This window comes from Streptomyces kurssanovii (genome assembly GCF_040677245.1).
GTDB lineage: Bacteria > Actinomycetota > Actinomycetes > Streptomycetales > Streptomycetaceae > Streptomyces > Streptomyces kurssanovii.
Map to the genome: position 1 here is coordinate 18,561 of NZ_JBFAQK010000005.1, position 25,746 is coordinate 44,306.

Sequence of the window (25,746 nt, forward strand, 5' to 3'; positions counted from 1 at the left end):
TCTGACGGTCCGTCAACTATGTGCGCCTGGCTCTTCTTGCGGAGGAGCGGTGCGGTCGTCAGGGCGTGGGGCCGGTCTGACAGCGCGGGCACCAGTAGGTCGGACGCTCACGGCCCGCCTCACCCTGGTCGGCCTTGCGCACGGACGTACCGCAGCGCGGGCAGGGGCGGCCCTCGCGTCCGTACACGTACAGCTTCTGGGACGGATTGCGGCCGCTGGTCATGGTGCGCCGGTCGAAGCGCCGTTTGTTGGCCTCGAGGAGCCGTTGCGCGGTGGCCACCAGCCGCTCGGGAATGCCGGTTTGTAGTTCACCGACCGGCAGCCAAGGTGTGACACGGGCCAGGAAGGCCAGCTCCGACTTGTAGACATTGCCGATCCCGGCGAGGTTGCGCTGGTCCAGGAGGGCCTCCCCGAGCGGCCGGAGGGGGTCGACGAGCAGGTTCGCCACGGCTCGCTCGGGATCCCAGTCCGGGCCGAGGAGGTCGGGCCCGAGATGGCCGACGGCCTCCTCCTCTTCCACGGTACGGAGCAGCTCGACGACGGGGAGGCGATATCCGACGGCGGTACGGGCCTCGTTTCCCAGGATCGCGCGGATCTGGTGCGACGGGCCGCCGCTCCAGCGCGCACTCACGTCGTACACCCGCCATGAGCCCTCCATGCCGAGGTGAGAGTGCAGGGTCAGCCCGCCCTCGAACCGGGTGAGGAGATGCTTGCCGCGCGGGGTCACGTCCAGGACGGTCCGGCCGGTCAGGTCCGCCGTGGCGAAGCGTGGGACACGGAGGTCGGAACGGGTCACGACCTGGCCGGCCAGCGCCTCGTGCAGATGGTGGGCGGTCAGCCAGACGGTGTCTCCTTCGGGCATGGACCCATGATGCGCGACGGGCGGGCCGGGCGGGTGCCGGGGCGGTCAGGGGCGCAGGCGCAGCCCCCGTGGGGTGGCATGGAATCCGGCGCTCTCCAAGGCGCGGGCCAGCGGTGCCGTCAGGGCCGGCGCTCCGTTGGCGCGCTCCACCGTGACCGTGCCGAGGGCGCCTTCGCGAGCCGCGGCGGCGAGCGCGCCGGCCGCCGCCTGCAGCGCCGGCGCATCCGGGTCGGTGGCCCAGGCGAGCAGCGTCTTGCCACCGCGCTCCATGTACAGCGTCAGCTCCCCGTCGACCAGGACCACCAGCGAGCCCGCTTTCCGGCCCGGCTTGTGGCCGGCCCCCTCCGGCGGCTCCGGCCAGGGCAGCGCCGCCCCGTAGGCGTTCGCGGGGTCGGCAGCGGCCAGCACCACCGCGCGGGGCGCGGCCTGTCCCTCGGCACGGTCCCGCGCGGAGGAAGCCGCTCGCAGGCGGTCGACCGCGCCGTCCATCGCGAACTGGGCGGCGCCCAGCCCTTCGACGACGTAGCCACGGCGCGCCTGTCCGCTGTCCTCGAAGGCAGACAGGACGCGGTACACGGCGGAGAAGCCGCCCTCCACGCCCTCGGCCGCCACGGCGCCACGCGTCACCACACCATGGCGGTCCAGCAGGGTCCGGGCCAGGGCGTGCGCCCGGTGGGTCGGATCCTGTTCGAGGGACGGCAGCAGCGACCAGCGGCCGCTCACCGTGGGAGGACCGGTACGGGAGGCGGGACGCGCCGCTGCGGTCAGGCTTCCGTAGCGGCCACGCGGGACCGTCCGCCTGGCGCGGTGGGCCGTGGAGCCCGCCGTGCGACCGGAGCCGAGCATGGCCCGCAACGGTGCGAGCGTGTCGTTGGTGAGCCGGCCGGACCAGGCGAGATCCCACACGACGTCGGCCAGTTGCGGGTCGGTGGCGTCGGGATGCGTGGTCGCGCGGACCTGGTCGGCGATCTGGCGGAAGAACAGGCCGTACCCACCGGAGAGAGCGGTGAGCACCGATTCGTGCAGAGCCGTCAGCTCCAGCGGGTGCGGCGGGGGCAGCAGCAGTGGAGCCGCGTCGGCCAGATAGAGCGAGACCCACCCGTCCTTGCCCGGCAGAGCGCCGGCACCGGCCCACAACACCTCGCCGCTCGTGGTCAGTTCGTCCAGGAGGGTGCTGCTGTAGTGGGAGACGCGGGAAGGGAGGACCAGCTTCTCCAGGGCGGAGGCCGGCACGGAGGCGCCTTGCAGTTGCTCGATGGCGCGGGCGAGGCCGTCGATGCCGCGCAGGCTGCTGCTCCCCAGGTGCTGCCACTGGGGCAGGAAGGAGGCCAGCGCGGCGGGCGGCACCGGCTCCAGCTCGTGCCGGAGCGCGGCCAGGGAACGCCTGCGCAGCCGGCGCAGCACGCCCGCGTCGCACCACTCCTGGCCGATGCCGGAGGGGTGGAACTCGCCCTGTACGACCCTGCCGCTCGCGGCCAGGCGCTGGAGTCCGCCGTCGGTGACCGCCGCGCCGAGGCCGAAGCGGGCGGCGGCCTGGGCGGAGGTGAAGGGACCGTGGGTGCGGGCGAAGCGGGCGAGGAGGTCACCGAACGGATCCTTGACGGGCTCGGTGAAGGCCTCAGGGACGCCCACGGGCAGCGCCGTGCCCAACGCGTCGCGCAGCCGCCCCGCGTCCTCGACCGCCGCCCAGTGCTCCGCGCCGGCGATGCGGACGCGGATGGCGCGACGGGACGCGGCGAGCTCCTGCGGCCAGGCGGGATCGCTGCCGCGCTCGACGAGCTCCGCCTCCGTCAGCGGACCGAGGACGCGCAGCAGGTCGGCCACCCCCTCCACGTCCTTGATCCGCCGTTCCTCCGTCAGCCACTGCAGCTCCCGCTCCAGCTCGGTGAGCACGTCGGCGTCCAGCAGTTCCCTCAGCTCCGCCTGGCCGAGCAGCTCGGACAGCAGCCGGGAGTCCAGGGACAGGGCGGCGGCCCGGCGCTCGGCGAGCGGCGAGTCCCCCTCGTACAGGAACTGGGCGACGTAGCCGAACAGCAGGGAGCGGGCGAAGGGGGAGGGCTCGGGGGTGGTGACCTCGACCAGACGGACGCGGCGGGACTCGATATCGCCCATCAGTTCGGTGAGCCCGGGGACGTCGAAGACGTCCTGGAGGCACTCGCGGACCGCCTCCAGGACGATCGGGAACGAACCGAACTCACTGGCGACCTGCAACAGCTGGGCGGCGCGCTGCCGCTGCTGCCACAGCGGGGTGCGCTTGCCGGGACTGCGGCGCGGCAGCAGCAGCGCGCGGGCGGCGCACTCGCGGAACCGGGAGGCGAACAGGGCGGATCCGCCGACCTGGTCCGTCACGATCTGACTGATCTCGCCTTTGTCGAAGACGGCGTCGCCGGCGCCGACGGGCGCCTGCTCGCTGTCGTACGCCCCGTCCGGTGAGGCGTCCAGCTGCACCGGGTCCTGGTCGAGCAGGTCGAGCCCCATCAGGTCGGCGTCCGGCAGGCGCAGCACGATGCCGTCGTCGGCGTGCATCACCTGCGCGTCCATGCCGTAGCGCTCGGCGAGACGGGCGCCCAGCGCCAGTGCCCACGGCGCGTGGACCTGGGCGCCGAACGGGGAATGGATCACGACCCGCCAGTCGCCCAGCTCGTCCCGGAACCGCTCCACCAGGATCGTCCGGTCGTCAGGGACATGGCCGCAGGCCCGGCGCTGCTCGTCGAGGTAGGCCAGCACATTGTCCGCGGCCCAGGCGTCCAGACCGGCGGCCAGCAGGCGCAGCCGGCCGTCCTCAGGGGTGAGACCGCCGACCTCCCGCAGGAAAGCGCCGACGGCCCGGCCGAGCTCCAGCGGCCGGCCCAGCTGGTCGCCCTTCCAGAACGGGAGCCGCCCGGGCACCCCGGGGGCGGGGGAGACCAGCACCCGGTCGCGGGTGATGTCCTCGATCCGCCATGACGTGGTGCCCAGCGTGAACACGTCGCCGACGCGGGACTCGTAGACCATCTCCTCATCGAGCTCACCGACGCGGCCGCCGCCCTTCTTGGGGTCGGCGCCGGCGAGGAAGACGCCGAAGAGGCCGCGGTCCGGGATCGTGCCTCCGGAGGTGACGGCGAGGCGCTGCGCCCCGGGACGGCCGGTGACCGTCCCCGCGACCCGGTCCCAGACCACGCGCGGGCGCAACTCGGCGAACGCGTCGGAGGGATAACGGCCGGCGAGCATGTCGAGAACGGCGGTGAAGGCCGACTCGGGCAGTGAGGCGAACGGCGCGGCCCGACGGACCAGCGCCAGCAGATCGTCGGACTGCCAGCTGTCCAGGGCGACCATCGCGACGAGCTGCTGGGCCAGCACGTCCAGAGGGTTCGACGGGATGCGCAACGACTCGATGGAGCCGCTGCGCATGCGCTCGGTGACCACCGCCGCCTGCACCAGATCGCCCCGGTACTTGGGGAAGACCACGCCCGTGGAGACCGCGCCGACCTGGTGGCCCGCCCGGCCGACGCGCTGGAGACCGGAGGCCACGGACGGCGGGGACTCGACCTGGACGACCAGGTCCACCGCACCCATGTCGATGCCCAGTTCCAGGCTCGACGTGGCGACGACCGCGGGCAGCCGGCCCGCCTTCAGGTCCTCCTCGACGAGGGCCCGCTGCTCCTTGGACACCGAACCGTGGTGAGCGCGGGCGAGCAGCGGCGGGGCGCCCCGGGCAGCCCCGGACTGCGCCATGATCTCCGCCGGCGGCCCGTCCTCCGGCATGGGCGCGCCCGTGGCCCGTTCGTACGCGATCTCGTTGAGGCGGTTGCACAGCCGCTCGGCAAGACGGCGGGAGTTGGCGAAGACGATCGTGGAACGGTGGGCCTGGACGAGATCGGCGATGCGCTCCTCGACATGCGGCCAGATCGACGGCTTCTCTGCGACGCCGTCGCCGCTGTCGGAGGCGGGCGAGCCTCCGAGCTCGCCCAGGTCCTCCACCGGGACGACCACGGAGAGGTCGAACTCCTTGCCGGACACCGGCTGGACGATCTCCACCCGGCGCTGCGGCGACAGATAGCGGGCCACCTCGTCCACCGGCCGGACCGTGGCCGAAAGGCCGATCCGGCGGGCCGGGCGGGGCAGCAGCTCGTCGAGGCGCTCCAAGGACACGGCGAGATGGGCGCCCCTCTTGGTCCCCGCCACGGCGTGGACCTCGTCGAGGATCACCGTCTCCACGCCCGACAGCGCCTCCCGCGCGGACGAGGTGAGCATCAGGAAGAGCGACTCGGGGGTGGTGATCAGGATGTCAGGCGGCCGGGTGACCAGCGACCTGCGCTCCGCGGGGGGCGTGTCGCCCGAACGGATCCCGACCCGCACCTCCGGCTCCGGCAGCCCGAGCCGGACCGACTCCTGCCTGATCCCGGTCAGCGGGCTGCGGAGGTTGCGCTCCACGTCGACCGCCAGAGCCTTCAGGGGTGACACGTACAGCACGCGACAGCGCTTCTTCGCCTCCGCCGGTGGCGGCGTGGACGCGAGCCGGTCAAGGGCGGCGAGGAACGCGGCCAGCGTCTTGCCGGATCCCGTGGGCGCCACGACCAGCACGTCCGAGCCCTCGCCGATGGCCTTCCACGCCCCCTCCTGCGCGGCGGTGGGCGCGTTGAACGCCCCCGAGAACCAGCCTCGGGTCGCGGGGGAGAAGGAGTCGAGCGCAGTCCTGGCCATGCCCACCATCGTGCACCCGACCACTGACAACGCCTGTCCAGGACATGGACCGGCCGGGCCGCCGGAGGGGTCGCGGGAGCAGAATGGGCTCTATGGAAGAGGAAGCCGCGCCGGAGAGGGAGGGCGAGTGGGCACGGCACTGGCAGTACCCGGGCGTGCCCGGTCTCGATCTGCTGCAGGCCCGCTACGTGCGCCATTCCTTCTCCCGGCACAGTCATGAGGGATTCGTCGTGGGCGCCGTCCGCCGTGGCATCGAGGACGTCTTCCTGCCCGAGGGCACGGTGCGGGCGAGGCCCGGCACGGTCGTCATGATCAACCCCGAGGTGCCGCACTCGGCGAAGGCGGGGGTGCCCGAAGGCTGGGTGTACTCCACGCTCTACCCCTCGTCGCAGCTCGTCGCCACGATCGCCGAGGAGACGACGACCCTGCGAGGGACGGCAGGCTTCGCGGAGACGATCGTCGAGGACCCGAACACCGCCAGGCTGGTGCACGAGGTGCACCGGGCGGCCGAGGCGGGCAACGCCCTCGCCGCCGACAGTGTCCTGCGCGTCACCGTCGCCACACTGCTGCGCCGCCACGGGCGCTCGCTGCCGGTGCGTAAGCCTTTGGCGGCGGGTGCGCGGACGGCGGCCGCCGCGAAGCAACTCCTCGAGGCGCGGATGGCCGACCCGCCGTCGCTCGAGGAACTGGCGCAGGAGGTCGGGGTCGGGCCCTTCGCACTGCTCCGTGCCTTCAAGGCCGCCTACGGGCTGCCGCCGCACACCTGGCTCACGGACGCGCGCGTCCGGCGTGCCCGTCTCCTCCTGGACGCCGGCACGACCCCGTCCGAGGCGGCCGTCGCGGTCGGTTTCACCGACCAGCCGCACCTGAACCGCCACTTCACCCGGATCGTCGGCGTCCCCCCGGGTGCGTACCGCCGGGAGCGGACGAGGGCGTAGGCGCGCAAGAACGTACAAGACCGCAGGCGGGAGCCCTGCGTAACGTCCCTGTCGTGGCAGAACAGACAGCTCGACCAGACATACCGGCCGGGGAGGCCTACGCGACCGCCGCGCCGGCCACGGCGCTCGCGGCGCGCGGCGAGGGACCCACGCCCGGACGCGGGGACGCGGCCGGGCCGCGACCCGGACCCGTGCCTGGGGACGCGCCTTCCGCGCCCGGGGAACCGAAGCCCGACTCGGCCGTCGTCAGAGACGCGCTCGGCGTCGGCATAGCCGTCGGCCTCTCCGGCTTCGCCTTCGGTGTGACCTCGGCAGGCTCCGGCCTGACCCTTCTGCAGACCTGCGTGCTCAGCCTGCTCGTGTTCACCGGGGCCTCGCAGTTCGCGCTCGTGGGCGCGATCGCGGCCGGCGGCAATCCTCTCGCCGCCGCGGCGGGAGCCTTCTTCCTCGGCGTACGCAACGCCTTCTACGGGCTGCGGCTGTCACAACTGCTCGCGCTGCCCCGCTTCGTACGGCCTCTCGCCGCGCACTGGGTCATCGACGAGACCACCGCCGTCGCTCTCGCCCAGCCGACGAGGCGCAGTGCGCGGCTCGGCTTCACCGTCACGGGCCTGACGCTCTACGTGCTGTGGAACCTGACCACGCTCCTCGGGGCGCTCGGGGCGGAAGCCATCGGCGACACCGACGCGTGGGGGATCGACGCGGCGGGCCCGGCCGTCTTCCTCGCGCTGCTCGCGCCGATGCTGCGGACCGCCACAGAACGCGCGGTGGCCGGGCTCGCGGTCCTCCTCGGCCTCGGCTTCCTGCCGGTGCTGCCCGCCGGGGTGCCGGTGCTCGTGGCGGCAGTGGCCGCTCCCGCGGTGCTGTGGCTCAAGGGGCGCGCGATCGGCGACGGCGTGAGTGGTGGCGGCTCGACCCGTGACGGTGCGGGCCGAGAAGGCTCGACCCGCGACGGTGCGGGCCGTGACGGCCTGGGCAGGACGAAGAAGGTTCAGCGGAAGGAGCGGGAACAGTGAGCATCTGGATCGCGATCGGTGCGACGGCGGTCGGCTGCTACCTCGTGAAACTCGTCGGCCTGCTGGTGCCGGCCGACACTCTGGAACGGCCGCTCGTGCAGCGGCTGGCGGCCCTGCTGCCCGTCGCCCTGCTGGCCGCACTGACCGCGCAGCAGACGTTCAGCACGGGGCAGTCGCTGGTCCTCGACGCACGGGCCGCAGGAGTCGGCGCGGCGGCGCTGGCGTTGCTGCTGCGCGCCCCGTTCCTGGTGGTGGTAGGAGTCGCGGTGGCTGTGACGGCGGGTGTGCGGGCGCTGGGAGGCTGATGCGTCCAGCGGCTGGAACGCGCCGGTGCCCGGGCTCCGCGCGGCCGCGACGCAGGCCAGGTCCTCTGCGCGGCGGAACGCCGGCCAGGCCCTCTGCGCGGCGGAACGCCGGCCATGAACGCCGGCCATGAACGCCGGCCGTAGGTACTACGTGGCCTGTCGGTCAGCGCACCGGCACCCGCTTCACTCGATGGGGTGGCCGTGCGCCCGCAGGGTCCGCAGCGCCTCGATCGTCACGATCGGCCGCGACTCCAGAGAGGTGCCCGGGGCCCACTCCTGCCAGGTGATGGGCCACCCGCCGTCCTGCTGCTGCCCGGCCGCGAGGTGCTCCAGGGCCCGGTTCATCTCCTCGTCCGTGAACCAGCGACGGGCGAGGGAATCGGGCCTGCGGGCGTAGTCGTAGGCGAAATGGTGCTCGCCCGGGGCGTAGCCGGGGGCCACCGGCTGCTGGTCGAGCCGGTCCGGGTCCAGCGCGACGAGCCGCTGTTCGCGCACGAGACCGCCGAGCCGGTCCGCCGCGGCCTGTGCGCGCGTGCTGTCCGGTACGCCGTCCAGGAAGGCGATCGCCGCCTGGATCTCGTAAGGATGCGACTTCTCGATCGTGTCGACCGCCGACCAGCAGAAGTCCGTGGCCCGGAACAGCCATGCGTGCCACACCTGATTGCGGTGCAGCAGACCGACCACCGGCCCCGTCGCGAGCAGCTCGCTCGGGGGGTCGTCGACGATCGGCAGGAACGGGGCGGCCGGGTAGGCGCGCTGGGACGGGTGGACGGCCGGCAGTGCCCCGTCCCGTGTGGACACCTCGGTGAAGTAGCGGCACATCCGCTCCACCCGGAGCCCGCCGCAGCGGCCGATGGAGTCCAGGACCCGCAGGGCGTGCGCCGTGTGCAGGGGCTGGCTGAGCGGGCCGCGCAGGTCGGGCTCGAGGGCGTGGCCGTAGCCGCCGTCCTCGTTGAGGTACGCGGTCAGTGCCGTCTCGACCGGGTCGGAGCCGCCGGCGAGAAAGTGGTAGGCGAACCGCCGCTGCTCGAGTACCCGGGCCGTCAGCCAGATGAAGCGCTCGGCGCGTGCGAGCGCGGACGCGGGGGAGGGGTCGATGGTTGCTCCGTTTCCAGCCATGTCCCGACGGTAGAGCGGAAAGGGCTTTCAGCAAGGCGGACGGACAGGGCTGCACTCTCAGGAGCGGGATACTGAGGGCATGCGGTTGACGATTTTCTGGGAACGCATGGCCGACCACTTCGGAGCGGCGTATGCGGAATCCTTCGCACGGGACCACGTGATGGCCGAGCTCGGCGGCCGCACGGTCCATGAGGCTCTGGCCGCCGGCTGGGAGGCGAAGGACGTGTGGCGCGCCGTCTGCGCCGCCATGGACATTCCCGCGGACAAGCGGTGAGACACCGGGCGGGCAGCTCGCGGTCGTCCCGGTGAGCCACACTGAGCCGATGGCCAGGAACGACAGGACGCACACGACAGCACGAGGCGGGGCCGCGGAGGCGAGCCCGTACGGAAACGAACCTGTACAGGACGAGGCCGCACCGGCCGGACCGCACACGCCCCCGCACAGGACGGACCGCTGACGACATGACCGCTGACGAGAGGACCGCGCCGGACGCGGTCGCGTCGGACGAAGCCGCGGCGGGGATCCCCGCACAGGGCACCACGGCGCCCACGGCACCGCCGGCGTCCCCGCCCTCCGGGGCCGACGCCGGCAGCGGCGGTTCGGGCCGGATGCCTCGCTGGCTGCCGCGCGCACTGATTCTCGCGCTGGCGCTCTACGCCTGCTTCCAGCTCGGCAGCTGGGCCTTCCACCAGCTCATCGGCCTCTTGATCAACATTCTGATCGCCTTCTTCCTGGCGCTCGCGATCGAACCCGCGGTGGGGCGGATGGCTGCCCGCGGCATGCGCCGGGGCCTCGCGACCTTCCTGGTCTTCTTCGCGGTGCTCGTCGCGGGGGTGGGATTCGTCGTCCTGCTCGGCTCGATGCTGGCCGGCCAGATCGTCGAGATGGTCGAGGACTTTCCTCAGTACCTCGACTCGGTCATCCGCTGGATCAACAGCACCTTCCAGACGGAACTGTCCCGGGTGGAGGTCCAGGACAGCCTGCTGCGTTCCGACTGGCTGAGGAAGTACGTCCAGAACAGCGCCACCGGTGTGCTGGACGTCTCGGCGACCGTGCTCGGCGGCCTGTTCAAACTGCTGACGATCTTCCTGTTCTCGTTCTACTTCGCGGCCGACGGGCCCCGGCTTCGCCGCGCGCTGTGCTCCGTACTGCCCCCCGCCAAGCAGACGGAGGTCCTGCGGGCCTGGGAGATCGCGGTCGACAAGACCGGCGGCTACCTCTATTCACGCGGACTGATGGCGCTGATCTCCGGAGCGGCGCACTACATCCTGCTCGAGATCCTCGGGGTGCCGTACGCCCCGGCCCTCGCGGTCTGGGTCGGCCTGGTCTCGCAGTTCATCCCGACCATCGGCACGTACCTGGCGGGCGCGCTGCCGATGCTGATCGCGTTCACGATCGATCCTTGGTACGCCTTGTGGGTCCTCGGCTTCGTCGTGATCTACCAGCAGTTCGAGAACTACGTGCTGCAGCCGAAGCTCACCGCCAGGACGGTGGACATCCACCCGGCGGTGGCCTTCGGCTCGGTCGTGGCGGGTACCGCCCTGCTGGGCGCGGTCGGCGCGCTGATCGCGATCCCGGCGGTCGCCACCCTCCAGGCCTTCCTCGGGGCGTACGTGAAGCGGTACGCGGTGACGGACGACCCGCGGGTCCACGCCCACAGCAGGCACGGCGGAGGCCGGCTGGCGCGGGTGCGCAGCGCGTTGGGGAACGGCCGGCAGGCTCCGTCCACAGCCGAGGGCTCACCCGGTGGGGTCCCCCCGCAGGCAGGCCCCGGATCCTGAGCCCGTCCGACGAGGGGCCGCCCGGCCCCGGTGCGGGGCCGGATCGCACGTGATTCCGGCCCCGCGTGGTGAGCTTGACAGTAAAATCGAACATCCATTCTTATGGGATTCCGGCCCTCGCTCCCGCGAGTTGTCCACAGGCCGGCCGGACGTCGGGGCCCATTGTCAGTGGCAGGGGTTAGCGTCTTTGACGTGAAGCGATCGACACAAGCAAATCGGGTGGAACCCATGGCAGGAACCGACCGCGAGAAGGCGCTCGACGCCGCGCTCGCACAGATTGAACGCCAATTCGGCAAGGGTGCCGTGATGCGGCTGGGCGAGCGGCCGAACGAGCCCATCGAGGTCATCCCCACCGGGTCGACCGCCCTCGACGTCGCCCTCGGCGTCGGCGGCCTGCCGCGCGGGCGTGTGGTGGAGGTGTACGGACCGGAATCCTCCGGTAAGACGACCCTCACGCTGCACGCCGTGGCCAACGCCCAGAAGGCGGGCGGAGCGGTGGCCTTCGTGGACGCGGAGCACGCCCTCGACCCGGAGTACGCCAAGAAGCTCGGCGTCGACATCGACAACCTGATCCTGTCCCAGCCGGACAACGGCGAGCAGGCGCTCGAGATCGTCGACATGCTCGTCCGCTCCGGCGCGCTCGACCTGATCGTCATCGACTCCGTCGCGGCCCTCGTGCCCAAGGCGGAGATCGAGGGCGAGATGGGCGACTCGCACGTCGGTCTGCAGGCGCGGCTGATGAGCCAGGCGCTCCGGAAGATCACCAGCGCGCTGAACCAGTCCAAGACCACCGCGATCTTCATCAACCAGCTCCGCGAGAAGATCGGTGTGATGTTCGGCTCTCCGGAGACCACGACCGGTGGCCGGGCGCTGAAGTTCTACGCCTCGGTGCGTCTGGACATCCGTCGCATCGAGACCCTGAAGGACGGCACGGACGCGGTCGGCAACCGCACCCGCGTCAAGGTCGTCAAGAACAAGGTCGCCCCGCCCTTCAAGCAGGCCGAGTTCGACATCCTCTACGGCCAGGGCATCAGCCGCGAGGGCGGTCTGATCGACATGGGCGTGGAGCACGGCTTCGTCCGCAAGGCCGGCGCCTGGTACACGTACGAGGGCGACCAGCTGGGCCAGGGCAAGGAGAACGCCCGTAACTTCCTGAAGGACAACCCCGATCTCGCCAACGAGATCGAGAAGAAGATCAAGGAGAAGCTCGGCGTCGGCGTCAGGCCGGAGACCACCCCGGCGGCGGAGCCCGGTGCGGACGCGGCGGCCGGAGCAGCTGCGGCCGAGGACACGGCGAAGTCCGTGCCCGCCCCCGCGTCCAAGGCGAAGGCGGCCAAGACGGCGGCGGCCAAGGGGTAGCACATGGCCGCCCGGCGTACCGAATGGCCGGGTGACAGCCCCGACTCGTCGAGGGCCGAGAAGGAGCTGTCACCCAAGGATCCGGCGGAGCGGGCGCGGGCCATCTGCCTGCGCCTGCTCACCGGGACCCCGCGCACCCGCAAACAGCTCGCGGACGCGCTGCACAAACGCGAGATCCCCCCGGAAGTGGCCGAGGAGGTCCTCTCCCGCTTCGAGGACGTGGGGCTGATCAACGACGCCGCCTTCGCGGACGCGTGGGTGGAGTCCCGGCATCACGGCCGGGGCCTCGCCCGGCGTGCCCTGGCACGGGAGTTGCGTACCAAGGGCGTGGATTCCGCGCTGATCGACGAGGCTGTGGGGCAGCTCGACTCCGACCAGGAGGAGGCGACGGCCCGCGAGCTGGTGGCTCGGAAGTTGCGTTCCACCAGGGGACTGGAGCGTGACCGTCGTCTCCGCCGGCTGGCCGGGATGCTGGCCCGCAAGGGCTACTCGGAGGGCATGGCCCTGCGGGTGGTGAGGCGTGCCTTGGAGGAAGAGGGCGAGGACACGGCGGACCTGGACGACGTGGGGTACTAGACGCGGACGTACCGGACGGGCCGGCCAGGGACGCGTCCGGGCCGGTCAGGGACGCGCCCTCGGCCTTGGACTAACGGGTGACCGGCAGTCCCGCCGACTTCCACGCCTGGAAACCACCGACCAGGTCGGTCGCACGCCGTAGGCCCAACTGGTGCAGGGACAGGGCGGCGAGGGAGGAGGCGTAACCCTCGTTGCAGATCACCACGATCCGCAGGTCGTGGCCGATCGCCTGGGGGAGGCGATGACTGCCCTGCGGGTCCAGCCGCCATTCCAGTTCATTGCGCTCCACGACCAGCGCACCGGGGATCAGCCCGTCGCGCTCGCGCAGCGCCTGGTAGCGGATGTCCACCAGCAGCGCCCCGTCTGCCGCCGCATCGAAGGCCTCTTGCGGACCGATCCGTTCGAGCCCTTGCCGTACCCGCTCCAGGTACTCGTCGATCCCCGGAGGCCCGCTCACTGCCAGTCCTCGGGGTGCTCGACGTGCTCGAGACGGAGGACGGCCCCCGACCGGCTGTAGCGCCTCATCAGCGGCAGCGGGGGGTAGTAGGCATGGACCGAGACGGCGTGCTCGACGGACGACTCGTTGAGCACCTCGTGCACATGGTGCGTACCGAAGGCCCGGGACCGGCCTGCGGCCAGGTGCCGCTCGCGGTCCACACCGTCGTCGAGTTCGAGCGTCTTCCAGCCGGCGGAGGGAAGCCGTACGGCGAGAGAGTTCTCCTTCAGCACGCCCTCCGCCGTGGCGAACGCCCCGACGGAGTCGGCGTGGTCGTGCCAGCCGGTGCCGGTGCCGGGCGGCCAGCCGATGAGCCACGCCTCGCTGCCGCGCGGTCCTTCGAGCCGCAGCCAGGTGCGCCCCTCGGGATCGAGAGGCAGCGAAGCGATCAGTTCCTTGTCGGCGGCGGCGTGCCGTACGAAGTCGAGCAGCTCTGCGGAGGTCGGCGCGCCGGTCGGGTTCGGGGCGGGCCAGGAGCCGGTGAGGGGAATGGGACCGGCGGAGGATCCTGGAGCCGAAGGCGCCGGGACAGGGGGGAGCGGAGCAAGGTGGGACACGGAAACCGTCCTGGGGTTCGCTGGTGAGCGCACGGGTCTAAGGCCACGGCGCGAAGGGAAGGCGAATTCAGCAGGACGGCCGACACACGCAGCCCGCGTAGCGGACGAGGTCCATATGGACCCTCCGCCACAGGCGCACATCGGTGTCGTTCATGCTCGGGAGTACACCATGCCGGACACCGTGAATCAATCGATGTCCGCAGTGCGGTCACTGCCCGCCGTGGCGGGTGCCCCTCCTCTCGCGATGTCCGCGGCGGCGTACAGCTCGGCCGGCCGCACCCCGGCGAACGCGGCCACCAGATGCCCGTCGGGCCGCACGAGCAGCACGGTGTGCGCGGAGGCGCCCGGATAGCTCTCCGTCACCAGCAGTTCCGCCGGCGACGGCAGGCCGGACACCGCTGTTTCCAGCCGCGGCATGATGCCCGCGCCGGCCCAGTGCCTCCGGTCCCACACGCCGGTGCCCGGCGCCACCAGCACGACCAGCAGCCGCCCCTGGCACAGCCGGTCCCGCAAGCGGGCGCATGTGCCGTCGGGAGCCGTCACCCGCACATCGGCGACCGGGGAACCCGGTACGGCGCCCGCCAGTGTCTGCGGACCGGTGGGTTCCGGTGTGAGCGGCGAATGCGTGTACACGGGCGGCGCGCCGAGGGCCCCCCGCCCGAGATGCGCGTCGGTGAGCATCGCGTCGTGGCCCCGGGCCGCCCCGGGAAGGTACATGCGCAGCCCGCTGCCGCTGCGCAGTATCGGCAGTGACTGGTCGGCCGCGCGCAGTCGTGCGGCGACGGCGGTGCGCCGCTCGGCCTGATAACTGTCCAGCAGAGTTTGTGACGCACCGTGATGCCAGGCCTGCGCCAGCTTCCAGGCGAGGTTGTCCACGTCACGCAGACCCTCGTCGAGCCCCTGGGCGCCGATCGCTCCCAGCAGGTGCGCCGCGTCGCCCGCGAGGAAGGCCCGGTCCACGCGCCAGCGCCGGGCGAGGCGGTGATGCAGGGTGTAGACGCCGGTGTCGAGCAGTTCGTACGGCGGCGTGCCGCCGCACCAGCCGGCCAGAGTGTCACGGACCCGGGCCACGAGGGCCTCCGGCGTCACCAGCTCGCCGCGGGGCGGAAGCAGCCAGTCCAGTCGCCACATGCCGTCCGGCAGCGGGCGTGCGGTGATCTCGTCGCCGCCCGAGCTCCACGGTGGCTGGCGGTGCAGCACCGCCTCGCCCGGCCAGGGCAGTTCGGTGCGCAACGCCGCCACGGCGTGACGTTCCACCGCCGTGCGGCCGGGGAAACGGATGCCGAGGAGTTTGCGGACCGTGGACCTCGCGCCGTCGCAGCCCACCAGATAACTGCCCCGCCACCAGGTCGCGGCAGGCCCCCTGGTGTGCACGCCGACGCCGCCGGCGTCCTGTTCCAGCGAGTCGAGGCGGCTGTCGGTCACGAGCCGTACGAGCCGGTGCTCCGCAGCGGCTTCGCGCAGTCCGCGAGAGAGGCTGTGCTGCGGGATGTGGAGGGGGGCGGCGGGGCCCCCGTCGGCTCCGGCGCCCCTGTCGCCCCGCTGGTATGCGCCGTCGCCTCGGTCGCGTCCGTCCCCGGGGTAGGCGTCGTCCCTGTCCCAGTGGTGTCGGTCGTCGCCCCGGCGCAGGTCCTCGCCGCCGTCGTCGAGGGGCAGTTGTCGCAGTTCCTGCTTGCGCAGCATCGAGCGCCAGCCGCTCCACCGGGTGCCTTCGTGACGCACGGTTCCACAGCCGAGCCGCGACATGAGGTCGGCCGTGTCGGGGCGGAGTACGACCGTGCGGGCCGGGCGCGGCTCGTCCTTCCCGTTCCCCTCGTCAAGCACGACCGAGGGAACGCCCTGTGCCGCGAGGGCGAGTGACAGCGCCAGTCCGACCGGACCCGCGCCGACCACGATCACCGGGTCCACGGCGTGACTCCCCGGGCCCGTAGGGTCGTGAGGGGACGTGCGGTTGGAGCCCGGTGCGCGATCACAGAACGTATGCAACCCACTGCCGGTGCCTGCGTCAAGCGCCACCGGGACGCGGCGAGGGGCGGTGGCCCGCAGGCCACCGCCCCTCAGCGGTCGAACATCCGATGAACCGTCAGGCGCCGCGTCCGTCATCGGTCTTACCCAGGCCGGGCTCGGCGACGGGCTCCTCGGCGCCGCCGGGTGCGGCCAGCACCGCGCCCGTGCCCCTCTTGGCCCGGCGCAGCCTGCCCTCCAGCCACGAGGCGAACGTGGTGAGGATCAGGTTGACGATGATGAAGATCAACGCGACGACGATGAAGCTCGGGATGGTGTTCGCGTAGTTCGCGGCCAGCGTTCCCTGCGCGCTGAGCAGCTCGGTGTAGGCGAGCAGAGCGCCGCCGAGCGCGGTGTCCTTGACGATGACGACGAGTTGGCTGACCAGCGCGGGCAGCATCGCGGTGACGGACTGCGGCAGCAGAACGCTCGTCATCGTCTGGCCCTTGCGCAGGCCGATCGCCTTCGCGGCCTCCGACTGTCCCTTGGGCAGCGACAGGATGCCTGCGCGCACGACCTCCGCGAGGACCGACGCGTTGTAGAGCACGAGACCGGTGACCACGGCGTACAGCGGGCGGACTTCACTGCTGATGCCGTCGAAGCCCGCGTAGAGCTCGTTCGCGAAGAACATCAGGATCAGGACCGGGATGGCGCGGAAGAACTCCACGACCACGCCGGCCGGAACCCTGATCCAGCGGTGATCGGAGAGGCGGGCGATGCCGAAGATCGCGCCCAGCGGCAGGGCGATGATCATCGCGAGCGCCGCCGCCTTCATCGTGTTGCCGAGTCCGGGCAGCAGATAGGTCGTCCAGGCCTCGGACTCGGTGAACGGCTTCCACAGCGACCATTCGAGCTGTCCCTTGTCGGACATCTCGCCCATGGCCCACCAGATGCCCAGCACCAGCAGGACGAGGAAGGCGACCGTGTAGATGATGTTGCGACGCTTGGCGCGGGGGCCGGGGGCGTCGTAGAGGACGGACGTCATCGCTTCACCGCCATGCGCTTGCCGACCCAGCCGAGGATGAGGCCGGTGGGAAGGGTCAGAACCACGAAGCCGAAGGCGAAGACTGCCGTGATGAGGAACAGCTGTGCCTCGTTCTCGATCATCTCCTTCATCAGCAGAGCCGCTTCGGCGACACCGATGGCCGCCGCGACCGTGGTGTTCTTGGTGAGGGCGATCAGCACATTGGTCAGCGGCGCGATGACCGAGCGGAAGGCCTGCGGAAGCACGATGGTCATCAGGACCTGGGTGAAGCTCAGCCCGATGGCGCGTGCCGCCTCCGCCTGCCCGACCGGCACTGTGTTGATGCCGGAGCGTACTGCTTCGCAGACGAAGGCCGCGGTGTAGGCGGAGAGCCCGAGGATCGCCAGCCGGAACGCCAGTGCGTCGAAGTCGTCGGCCGCGCCCAGGGTCATGCCGAAGACATCGGCGAGACCGACCGAGGAGAAGACGATGATCACGGTCAGAGGGATGTTCCGGACCACGTTCACGTAGACCGTGCCGAATCCGCGCATCAAGGGCACCGGGCTCACTCGCATCCCTGCGAGGACGGTGCCGAGCACCAAGGAGCCGATTCCGGAGAGGACGGTGAGCTTCACCGTCATCCAGAACGCCCCGAGCAAGTCGTAACCTTCAAGAAAGTCGAACACGATCTCCCGCGCTTCCGCGTGTGGGAGGGCCCGGCGCGCCGCCGTCGGCGGCGGCGCGCCTCGTCAGCCCTGCTTCACTTGACGATGTTGCCGATCTCCGGGGCGGGCTCGTTCTTGTAGTTGGCCGGGCCGAAGTTGGCCTTCACAGCCTCGTCCCAGGCCTTGTCCTGCACCATCTTCTTGAGGGCGGCGTTGATCTTGTCGACCATCTCCTTGTCGCCCTTCTTGACGCCGATGCCGTAGTTCTCGTTGCTCAGCTTGAGGCCGGCGAGCTTGAACTTGCCCTTGTACTGCTCCTGCGAGGCGTAGCCCGCGAGGATCGAGTCGTCCGTGGTCAGCGCGTCGACCTGGCCGCTCTGGAGGGCGCTGAGGCACTGGGAGTACGTGCCGTACTGCTTCAGCTGGGCCTTCGGCGCGAAGTCCTTCTTCACGTTCTGCGCGGACGTGGAACCGGTGACCGAGCAGAGCTTCTTGCCGTTGAGGTCGTCGCCCTTGGCGATGTTGTCGTCGGCGCGAAGCAGCAGGTCCTGGTGCGCAAGCAGGTACGGGCCGGCGAAGTCGACCTTCTGCTTGCGCTCGTCGGTGATCGAGTACGTGGCGGCGATGAAGTCGACGTCGCCGCGGGCGAGCGCGGTCTCGCGGTCGGCGCTCTTCGTCTCCTTGAACTCGATGTCACCCTCGTCGTAACCGAGCTCCTTGGCGACATACGTGGCGACGTCGACGTCGAAGCCGGTGAACTTGCCGTCAGGGGTCTTCAGGCCGAGGCCCGGCTGGTCGTACTTGATGCCGACCGTGATCTTCTTGCCGCCGCCCTCGCCGGAGCCGCTGCCGCTCTCCTTGCTGTCGGAGCCGCAGGCCGTGGCGGACAGGGCGAGCGCGAGAACGGTGGCCGAAGCGGCGGTGACCTTACGAAGCTTCATGATGGTGACTTCCCTAGAGTTGACGCGAGGTATTGGAAACAGACGCGATGTGCTGGATCAGCCGATCCAGGACTCAGTGGTGAAGGATCTTCGACAGGAAGTCCTTGGCCCGGTCGCTGCGCGGGTTGCTGAAGAATTCCTCGGGCGATGCCTCTTCCACGATCTTGCCGTCGGCCATGAACACGACCCGGTTCGCGGCCGAGCGGGCGAAGCCCATCTCATGTGTGACGACCACCATTGTCATCCCGTCACGTGCCAGCTGCTGCATGACCTCGAGAACCTCGTTGATCATCTCGGGGTCGAGCGCCGACGTCGGCTCGTCGAAGAGCATCACCTTCGGGTCCATCGCCAGCGCACGCGCGATCGCCACACGCTGCTGCTGGCCACCGGAGAGCTGCGCCGGGTACTTGTCGGCCTGCGCACCGACGCCCACTCGGTCCAGCAGGGCCCGCGCCTTGGTCTCCGCCGCCTTCTTGTCGGCCTTGCGTACCTTGATCTGGCCCAGCGTCACGTTCTCCAGCACGGTCTTGTGCGCGAAGAGGTTGAACGACTGGAAGACCATGCCCACGTCGGCGCGCAGCCGGGCGAGCTCCTTGCCCTCGTGCGGCAGCGGCTTGCCGTCGATCGAGATCGCGCCGGAGTCGATCGTCTCCAGGCGGTTGATGGTGCGGCACAGCGTGGACTTTCCGGACCCGGAGGGTCCGATGACGACCACGACCTCGCCCCTGGCGATGGTCAGGTCGATGTCCTGGAGCACATGCAGCGCGCCGAAGTGCTTGTTCACGTTGCTCAGCACGACCAGATCGGCCGTGGGCACCGCGTCCTCGGCGTCCTTGGTCACTGACACTCCGCTCATCGGCTTCTTGCTCCGTCCTCCTCGGTTGGGAGGACCCTAGTCACCCACTGCGACCAGCGTCATTACATCTGAGGGGAAATTGAGCATAACGATCCGGCCTCATCCGGACACTATGCGTGAACAGGGTGGTCCACTGCGATACCGGGTGGATAACGGAACCGTCAGGTACCCGGAAGCCTCTTGACTGTGCGCCGTGACATCCGCGTTGATGCCCTGTGGTGTGTCGCGAACCATTCGTACAACACCGCACGATCAACAGCACACGACCGCGCCACGAACACCACACGACCGGAGGGGGGCCATGAGACTGCTGCTCGTCGAGGACGACGACCATGTCGCCGCCGCCCTGTCTGCGGTGCTCGCCAGGCACGGCTTCGAGGTGGTCCACGCCCGCAACGGCGAGGAGGCCCTCCGCGCCGTCCTGCCCGCCACCGACCCGGCCAAGCCGCCCTTCGGGGTCGTCCTGCTGGACCTCGGCCTCCCCGATCAGGACGGCTACCAGGTGTGCGGCAAGCTCAGGAAGCTCACGTCCACGCCCGTGATCATGGTGACCGCGCGCTCGGACGTCCGCTCGCGGATCCACGGACTCAACCTCGGCGCCGACGACTACGTGGTCAAGCCGTACGACACGGGGGAGCTCCTCGCCCGGATCCACGCGGTCAGCCGGCGCACCACCGCCGGTGACGACGCCGGTGCGTCCGCCTCCGACGAGGCGCTGCGGCTCGGGCCGGTCACCATCGAGCTGCCCACCCGCAGGGTCAGCGTCGACGGGGCGGACGTGCAGCTCACCCGCAAGGAGTTCGACCTGCTGGCGCTGCTCGCCCAGCGCCCGGGAGTGGTCTTCCGGCGTGAGCAGATCATCAGCGAGGTCTGGCGGACCAGCTGGGAGGGCACCGGCCGCACGCTCGAGGTGCACGTCGCGTCGCTGCGCTCGAAACTCCGGATGCCGGCCCTGATCGAGACGGTGCGGGGCGTCGGCTACCGGCTCGTCGCGCCCGCCGGGGCGTAAGGCCCCTCGCGCCGGTGCGTACCCGACTTCTTCCGCTCCTCATCGTGCTCATGGCCGGTGTGCTGCTGGCGCTCGGCTTTCCGCTGGCGGTGAGCGTCGCAGCGGCGCAGCAACAGGGCGTGGTCGTCGACCGGATCGACGACACCGTGCGTTTCGCGGCGCTGGCCCAGTTCGTCACCGACCAGGGATCCGCCCCGGACGAGCGGCGGTCCACGCTGCAGGAGCAGCTCGACCGGTACCACGACACGTACGGGATCAAGGCAGGCGTCTTCTACCGCAGCGGCGCCTCCATGGCCCGCGCCCCGCACGACTGGTACGTGCCGGGCGAGGGTGAGGGCCGCGAGGCGTTCCAGGAGGCGCTCACCGGCCGGCGCAGCGACGACCCGCCGCAGGTGTGGCCCTGGCAGCGCGGCGAACGGCTCGTCGTCGCCTCGCCCGTCGTACGGGACGGGGACGTCGTCGCCGTCGTGTTCACCGACTCGCCCACCGACCAACTGCGCTCGCGGGTCCTGCGCGGCTGGCTGCTGATCGTCGCCGGTGAGTCCGCCGCGATGCTCGTGGCCGTCGGCGCGGCCTTCCGGCTGACCGGATGGGTGCTGCGGCCCGTACGGATCCTGGACGCCGCCACCCACGACATCGCGACCGGCCGGATGAACTCGCGGGTCGCGGCCGCCGGGGGGCCGCCGGAACTCAGACGGCTGGCGCGCTCGTTCAACGAGATGGCCGACAACGTCGAGGAAGTCCTCGAACAGCAGCGGGCCTTCGTCGCGGACGCCTCCCACCAGCTACGCAACCCGCTCGCCGCCCTCCTGCTGCGTATCGAACTGCTCGCCCTCGAACTTCCCGAGGGGAACCCCGAGATCGCCTCCGTCCGCACCGAGGGCAAACGCCTCGCCCAGGTCCTCGACGACCTGCTGGACCTGGCGCTCGCCGAGCACGCCTCCGCGGAGCTCCAGCTCACCGACATCGGTGAGCTGACCGCCGAGCGGGTGGCCGCCTGGCGGCCGCTCGCCGACGAGAAGCGGGTGGTGCTGTCCTACGAGACGGCCGCTGTCACCGCCTGGGCGGATCCGGTGGCGCTCTCCAGCGCGCTCGACGCGGTGATCGACAACGCCCTGAAGTTCACCCCGCAGGGTGAGGAGGTCACCGTCGAGGTCGCGGCGCAGGGCAACACGTCGACCATCGTGATCACCGACCGCGGCCCGGGCCTGACCGACGAGGAGCTCTCCCGGATCGGCGACCGCTTCTGGCGCAGCGGCCGACATCAGAACGTGAAGGGCTCCGGCCTCGGCCTGTCCATCTCGAGGGCGCTGCTGGCGGCCGGCGGGGGGTCCATCGCGTACGCGCACCACGAGCCGCACGGCCTGAAGGTGACGCTCACGCTGCCGCGGACCCACGCGCAGGACGCCTGAGACCACCGGTCGACCGGCGGCAGCGGACAGGTCCCTGGAGCCGCCGCTACGGCTTGACCGAGCGGTAGTAGCGCCGCGCGCCTTCGTGCAGCGGCAGCGGGTCCGTGTAGACGGCGGTCCGCAGGTCGACCAGCTGGGCGGGGTGCACGGTGTTGCCGATGCGGTCCCGGCTCCTGATCACCGTGCGGGTGAAGCCTTCCGTCTGCGCCGCGCTCATCCGGTCGGTGGTCACCAGCAGATTGGCCACCGCGATGGTTTCGACGGGCAGTCCGCCCTGGGCCTGCGGGTAGGCGTCGGGCGGCATCACGGCGGAGCGGTAGTAGCTGGTCGGGTCGCCCGACGCATGGAGCTTCGACACCAGTTCCGGCTCCAGTGCGACCAGCCGGACCGGGAAGCGCTCCGACAGCTTCTGCACCGTGTTGGTGGGCAGCCCGCCGGACCAGAAGAACGCGTCGATGCGGCCCTTCTCCAACTGGCCAGGAGCCACGTTGATGCCCGACGGGAGCGCGGTGATGTCCTGTGCGGGATCGATCCCGGCGGCCTTCATCAGCCGGTCGGCTACCAGCCGGATGCCCGAGCCGTCCTGACCCACGCCGACCACCTTGCCGCGCAGGTCGGCCACCGACCTGACCGGCGAGTCCCGGGGCACCACGAGCTGGACGTAGTCGTCGTACAGCCGGGCGCAGCCCCGGAGGCGGGCGGCGCCCGCCAGCCCTTCCCGCTTGTACTTCGCGACGGCGTCGGCGGTGGCGATGGTGAAGTCGGCCTCCCCGGACGCCACCCGCTCGAGGTTCTGCTGGGACCCTTCGCTGGTGCGCAGGTCTATCGCCACGTCCGGCATGTCACGGGCCAGCGCGTCCTTCAGAAGCACGCCGTAGCGCTGGTAGACACCGCTGTGCGACCCCGTGCTCAGCGTCAGCTTCCCGCTCGGCGACGACTGGCCGAACGGCAGCAGCCACCACAGCAGCAGCCCGAGGACCACCAGGGCAGCGGCGGCGCCCTGAAGGGCGCGGCGGCGGCCGAGGCGGGAGAGGACGGGAAGTGCCGGGAGCATGGCGCGATCCTGCCAGCTCACTCCTTGTGATGGCCAGGCCCGGCCTTGCCGGAGGAGGGGTCGCACTGTCGGTACGACCCCGTACCCTGGTGGGCGCGATGAGTGCGAAAACTTACGAGGTGCGCACCTACGGGTGCCAGATGAACGTCCACGACTCCGAGCGGCTGTCGGGCCTGCTGGAGGACGCGGGATACGTACGCGCGCCCGAAGGCGCCGACGGGGACGCCGATGTCGTCGTCTTCAACACCTGCGCGGTGCGGGAGAACGCGGACAACAAGCTCTACGGCAATCTCGGCCGGCTCGCCCCGATGAAGTCGCGGCGGCCCGGGATGCAGATCGCCGTGGGCGGCTGCCTGGCGCAGAAGGACCGCGACACCATCGTCACCAAGGCGCCGTGGGTGGACGTCGTCTTCGGTACGCACAACATCGGAAAGCTTCCGGTGCTCCTCGAGCGCGCCCGTGTCCAGGAAGAGGCACAGGTCGAGATCGCGGAATCGCTCGAGGCGTTCCCCTCCACGCTGCCGACGCGCCGCGAGTCGGCGTACGCGGCCTGGGTCTCGATCTCCGTCGGCTGCAACAACACCTGCACCTTCTGCATCGTGCCCGCGCTGCGCGGCAAGGAGAAGGACCGGCGGCCCGGCGACATCCTCGCCGAGATCGAGGCACTCGTCGCGGAGGGCGTCAGCGAGATCACCCTGCTCGGCCAGAACGTCAACGCCTACGGGTCCGACATCGGCGACCGTGAGGCCTTCAGCAAGCTGCTGCGCGCGTGCGGCAACATCGAAGGCCTCGAGCGGGTCCGGTTCACCTCGCCCCACCCGCGCGACTTCACGGACGACGTGATCGCCGCCATGGCCGAGACGCCGAACGTGATGCCGCAGCTGCACATGCCGCTGCAGTCGGGTTCGGACACGGTCCTCAAGGCGATGCGCCGCTCGTACCGGCAGGAGCGCTTCCTCGGCATCATCGAGAAGGTGCGCGCGGCCATTCCGCACGCCGCCATCTCCACCGACATCATCGTGGGCTTCCCCGGCGAGACCGAGGAGGACTTCGAGCAGACCATGCACACCGTGCGTGAGGCCCGCTTCGCGAACGCCTTCACCTTCCAGTACTCCAAGCGCCCCGGGACCCCGGCGGCGACCATGGACGGGCAGATCCCCAAGGAGGTCGTCCAGGAGCGGTACATGCGTCTGGTCGCCCTCCAGGAGGAGATCTCCTGGGAGGAGAACAAGAAGCAGGTCGGCCGCACGCTCGAGGTGATGGTCGCGGAAGGCGAGGGCCGCAAGGACGGGGCGACCCACCGGCTCTCCGGCCGGGCCCCAGACAACCGCCTCGTCCACTTCACCAAGCCGGACGCCGAAGTGCGCCCCGGCGACGTGGTCACCGTCGAGATCACCTACGCCGCCCCGCACCACCTCCTGGCGGAGGGCGCGGTGACATCCGTGCGCCGCACCCGCTCGGGAGACGCGTGGGAGAAGCGCAACGGGGCGGAGGCCGCGAAGCCGGCCGGTGTGATGCTTGGCCTGCCCTCGCTGGGCGTCCCCGCGCCGCTGCCGCCGGCGACGGGCGGTTGCGCGGCGGGCTGACGACGACCTGCTGGGCGACGGCAGGCGACGGGTCCGACCGCCCGGGCCCGGCAGGTGCCCGCCTCGCGCACCACGCCGACTAGGCTGCGGATCATGCTCGTAGCCGCCGCCGTGTGTCCGTGCCCGCCGCTCCTCGTCCCCGAGGTCGCCTCCGGTGCCGCGCCCGAACTGGACGCGACACGCGCGGCGTGCGCCGACGCCGTGGCCGTCCTCGCCGCCGCGGAGCCGGACCTGCTGATCGTGGTCGGACCCGCGGAACACGATCGGCGCGGACCGCACTCCGCGGGCACCACCGGCTCCTTCCGGGAGTTCGGCGTGGAACTCGACGTCCGGCTCGGCGACGGCCCCCGGCAGGAACGGACACTGCCGCCTTCACTGGCCGTCGGCGCCTGGCTTCTCGCCCGCGGCGACTGGGCGGCCGCTCCGGTCGAAGGCCTCGGGGTCGGCGAACCCCTGGACGGACACCGGTGCATGACGGCCGGGAAGGAACTCGCCGCGCGCGCCGGACGGGTCGCGCTTCTGGTGATGGGCGACGGCAGCGCCTGCCGCACGCTCAAGGCGCCCGGCTACCTCGACGAGCGGGCCGGGGACTTCGACCGGCGGGCCGCCGACGCGCTCGGCGCGGCCGACATCGAAGGGCTCAGGGAGCTCGACGAGTCGCTGGCCCGCGAGCTCAAGGTGTCGGGCCGCGCGCCGTGGCAGGTCCTCGCCGGAGCCGCACAAGGCGCGGGGCTCACGGGCCGGCTGCTCCACGAGAGTGACCCGTACGGTGTCGGCTACTTCGTCGCGGCCTGGTCCCGGTCCTAGGGCCTCTCGTTCGGACCATGCCGGGCTCGCGGGCCCTGGCACGTCCGCTCGCCGGGAAAACCTCCGGGACGCGCGCGGAGGGCGGTGGTGGAGCCTGTGCTCCACCACCGCCCTCCGCCGAACCGGTCCGGTGCCCTTCAGGCGGCCGGCGGTGTCGTCCCGCCGTCGTCCTTGTGCGCGATGCGGCCGAGGGCCTGCTTCGCCTTCCCGGTACCCGTCTCGATCTTGTTGCTGTACTTGCCCTTGGTCTTGTCGTCGACCTTCTTGGCAGCTTTCTCCAGCGTCTGCCCGATCCTGCCCTCGTGCTGCTGGGCAAGGCCGGAGACCTTGTCCTTCGCGGGGCCGAGCTTGGTCTTCAGGTTGTCCAGGAAGCCCATGGGGCACCTTCCCTCGTCGCGGCTGCTACGTGCGGGCGCCTTCGCCGGCCTCGCTGTCCGCCGCCTCCCCGGCCGATTGCTGCCTCGGGATCTCCACCGCCTCGGCCGCGGTACCTCCGTCGAGGGGAGGTACCGCGGCCTCTGCGGCGGCATCGGTGGATCCGGTGGCCTCGACGGCTCCGGTGGCAGTTGCCACCTCTTCCGCCGGCTCCACCACCACAGCCGGGGCCTCGGCCGTGCCGTCGCTCACCTCGGACCGCCCCGACTCCTCGGACTCCTCGGCGGGAACTCCGACAGCTGCCTCCGGTGCCGACGCCTCCACGGCTGCTGCGGGCTTACCGCGAAACCATGAGAAAACACCCATATCTACTCCATACC

Annotated in this window: 25 protein-coding genes; 11 read left to right on the forward strand and 14 right to left on the reverse strand. The window is 71.2% G+C overall.

All coding sequences use genetic code 11. From position 1 onward, the window contains the following. Positions 1–58 precede the first annotated feature (58 nt). Both AB0K36_RS06035 and AB0K36_RS06040 read right to left on the reverse strand, forming a co-directional pair. Entirely contained in the window at positions 59–862 is an 804-nt protein-coding gene (locus AB0K36_RS06035) for an Fpg/Nei family DNA glycosylase (protein WP_364588932.1), read from the reverse strand. Between the two features lie 45 nt (positions 863–907). After that, complete coding sequence (locus tag AB0K36_RS06040; RefSeq protein ID WP_364588934.1) at positions 908–5,545, reverse strand: ATP-dependent helicase; 4,638 nt, start codon at positions 5,543–5,545, stop codon at positions 908–910. A gap of 92 nt (positions 5,546–5,637) precedes the next feature. On the opposite strand from AB0K36_RS06040, the gene AB0K36_RS06045 reads away from it, so the two are divergent. From AB0K36_RS06045 to AB0K36_RS06055, 3 genes are all read left to right on the forward strand, one after another. Then, the gene (locus AB0K36_RS06045; protein WP_364588937.1) at positions 5,638–6,483 is read left to right on the forward strand and encodes a helix-turn-helix transcriptional regulator; all 846 of its coding nucleotides are present in this window, start codon (positions 5,638–5,640) and stop codon (positions 6,481–6,483) included. 191 nt (positions 6,484–6,674) lie between these two features. After that, positions 6,675–7,499 (forward strand): AzlC family ABC transporter permease, encoded by an 825-nt coding sequence (locus AB0K36_RS06050; protein ID WP_364589267.1) that lies wholly within the window; start codon positions 6,675–6,677, stop codon positions 7,497–7,499. Continuing rightward, a complete protein-coding gene (locus AB0K36_RS06055) occupies positions 7,496–7,804 on the forward strand; it encodes an AzlD domain-containing protein (protein WP_189474613.1) in 309 nt (102 codons plus the stop codon). The genes AB0K36_RS06050 and AB0K36_RS06055 overlap by 4 nt, the downstream gene beginning before the upstream one ends. Before the next feature lie 183 nt (positions 7,805–7,987). Here the strand turns inward: AB0K36_RS06055 and AB0K36_RS06060 are convergent, their stop codons facing one another. Then, positions 7,988–8,923, reverse strand: coding sequence for a hypothetical protein (locus AB0K36_RS06060; protein ID WP_364588940.1), 936 nt, complete (start codon positions 8,921–8,923; stop codon positions 7,988–7,990). A gap of 79 nt (positions 8,924–9,002) precedes the next feature. On the opposite strand from AB0K36_RS06060, the gene AB0K36_RS06065 reads away from it, so the two are divergent. The 4 genes from AB0K36_RS06065 (at position 9,003) to recX (ending at position 12,640) form a co-directional block, all read left to right on the forward strand. Continuing rightward, on the forward strand, positions 9,003–9,197 hold the full coding sequence (locus AB0K36_RS06065) for a DUF3046 domain-containing protein (protein WP_189474616.1): 195 nt from the start codon (positions 9,003–9,005) through the stop codon (positions 9,195–9,197). Between the two features lie 335 nt (positions 9,198–9,532). Then, complete coding sequence (locus AB0K36_RS06070; protein WP_364589270.1) at positions 9,533–10,705, forward strand: AI-2E family transporter; 1,173 nt, start codon at positions 9,533–9,535, stop codon at positions 10,703–10,705. A gap of 228 nt (positions 10,706–10,933) precedes the next feature. Next, positions 10,934–12,064 carry a recombinase RecA gene (recA, locus tag AB0K36_RS06075; protein WP_364588943.1) on the forward strand — a complete coding sequence of 377 codons (1,131 nt, stop codon included), beginning with the start codon at positions 10,934–10,936 and terminating at the stop codon, positions 12,062–12,064. Between the two features lie 3 nt (positions 12,065–12,067). Then, the gene (recX, locus tag AB0K36_RS06080) at positions 12,068–12,640 is read left to right on the forward strand and encodes a recombination regulator RecX (protein WP_307708616.1); all 573 of its coding nucleotides are present in this window, start codon (positions 12,068–12,070) and stop codon (positions 12,638–12,640) included. 70 nt (positions 12,641–12,710) lie between these two features. Here recX and AB0K36_RS06085 read toward each other — a convergent pair whose 3' ends face one another. The 8 genes from AB0K36_RS06085 to AB0K36_RS06120 all read right to left on the reverse strand — a co-directional run bounded on the left by AB0K36_RS06085 (position 12,711) and on the right by AB0K36_RS06120 (position 19,123). Beyond that, positions 12,711–13,097: a rhodanese-like domain-containing protein gene (locus AB0K36_RS06085; RefSeq protein ID WP_364588946.1), complete on the reverse strand. Its 387-nt coding sequence runs from the start codon at positions 13,095–13,097 to the stop codon at positions 12,711–12,713. After that, a complete protein-coding gene (locus AB0K36_RS06090; RefSeq protein ID WP_364589273.1) occupies positions 13,094–13,627 on the reverse strand; it encodes a cupin domain-containing protein in 534 nt (177 codons plus the stop codon). Before AB0K36_RS06090 ends, AB0K36_RS06085 begins: the two co-directional genes overlap by 4 nt. 133 nt (positions 13,628–13,760) lie before the next feature. Further along, entirely contained in the window at positions 13,761–13,847 is an 87-nt protein-coding gene (locus AB0K36_RS06095; protein WP_312845644.1) for a putative leader peptide, read from the reverse strand. 32 nt (positions 13,848–13,879) lie between these two features. Beyond that, positions 13,880–15,601, reverse strand: a complete 1,722-nt coding sequence (locus AB0K36_RS06100; RefSeq protein WP_364588949.1) for an FAD-dependent monooxygenase — start codon at positions 15,599–15,601, stop codon at positions 13,880–13,882. A gap of 175 nt (positions 15,602–15,776) precedes the next feature. Further along, positions 15,777–16,682 carry an amino acid ABC transporter permease gene (locus tag AB0K36_RS06105; protein ID WP_364588952.1) on the reverse strand — a complete coding sequence of 302 codons (906 nt, stop codon included), beginning with the start codon at positions 16,680–16,682 and terminating at the stop codon, positions 15,777–15,779. Next, positions 16,679–17,347: an amino acid ABC transporter permease gene (locus AB0K36_RS06110; RefSeq protein ID WP_189474629.1), complete on the reverse strand. Its 669-nt coding sequence runs from the start codon at positions 17,345–17,347 to the stop codon at positions 16,679–16,681. The genes AB0K36_RS06105 and AB0K36_RS06110 overlap by 4 nt, the downstream gene beginning before the upstream one ends. A 74-nt stretch (positions 17,348–17,421) precedes the next feature. Beyond that, on the reverse strand, positions 17,422–18,267 hold the full coding sequence (locus tag AB0K36_RS06115; protein ID WP_364588955.1) for a glutamate ABC transporter substrate-binding protein: 846 nt from the start codon (positions 18,265–18,267) through the stop codon (positions 17,422–17,424). Between the two features lie 73 nt (positions 18,268–18,340). Beyond that, a complete protein-coding gene (locus AB0K36_RS06120; protein ID WP_159686208.1) occupies positions 18,341–19,123 on the reverse strand; it encodes an amino acid ABC transporter ATP-binding protein in 783 nt (260 codons plus the stop codon). A 301-nt stretch (positions 19,124–19,424) separates the two neighbouring features. Between AB0K36_RS06120 and AB0K36_RS06125 the strand changes: the two genes are divergently transcribed. Next, the gene (locus AB0K36_RS06125) at positions 19,425–20,132 is read left to right on the forward strand and encodes a response regulator transcription factor (RefSeq protein ID WP_364588958.1); all 708 of its coding nucleotides are present in this window, start codon (positions 19,425–19,427) and stop codon (positions 20,130–20,132) included. Positions 20,133–20,146: 14 nt separating this feature from the next. Beyond that, the gene (locus AB0K36_RS06130) at positions 20,147–21,544 is read left to right on the forward strand and encodes a sensor histidine kinase (protein ID WP_364588961.1); all 1,398 of its coding nucleotides are present in this window, start codon (positions 20,147–20,149) and stop codon (positions 21,542–21,544) included. A gap of 46 nt (positions 21,545–21,590) precedes the next feature. Here the strand turns inward: AB0K36_RS06130 and AB0K36_RS06135 are convergent, their stop codons facing one another. Next, on the reverse strand, positions 21,591–22,598 hold the full coding sequence (locus tag AB0K36_RS06135; RefSeq protein ID WP_364588964.1) for a TAXI family TRAP transporter solute-binding subunit: 1,008 nt from the start codon (positions 22,596–22,598) through the stop codon (positions 21,591–21,593). 98 nt (positions 22,599–22,696) lie between these two features. Between AB0K36_RS06135 and miaB the strand changes: the two genes are divergently transcribed. After that, on the forward strand, positions 22,697–24,184 hold the full coding sequence (gene miaB / locus AB0K36_RS06140; RefSeq protein ID WP_364588967.1) for a tRNA (N6-isopentenyl adenosine(37)-C2)-methylthiotransferase MiaB: 1,488 nt from the start codon (positions 22,697–22,699) through the stop codon (positions 24,182–24,184). A 93-nt stretch (positions 24,185–24,277) separates the two neighbouring features. After that, positions 24,278–24,991: a class III extradiol dioxygenase subunit B-like domain-containing protein gene (locus tag AB0K36_RS06145; protein WP_364588970.1), complete on the forward strand. Its 714-nt coding sequence runs from the start codon at positions 24,278–24,280 to the stop codon at positions 24,989–24,991. Positions 24,992–25,128: 137 nt separating this feature from the next. Here the strand turns inward: AB0K36_RS06145 and AB0K36_RS06150 are convergent, their stop codons facing one another. Continuing rightward, the gene (locus AB0K36_RS06150) at positions 25,129–25,368 is read right to left on the reverse strand and encodes an antitoxin (protein ID WP_364588973.1); all 240 of its coding nucleotides are present in this window, start codon (positions 25,366–25,368) and stop codon (positions 25,129–25,131) included. Positions 25,369–25,393: 25 nt separating this feature from the next. After that, entirely contained in the window at positions 25,394–25,732 is a 339-nt protein-coding gene (locus AB0K36_RS06155; protein ID WP_364588976.1) for a hypothetical protein, read from the reverse strand. Positions 25,733–25,746: the final 14 nt, after the last annotated feature.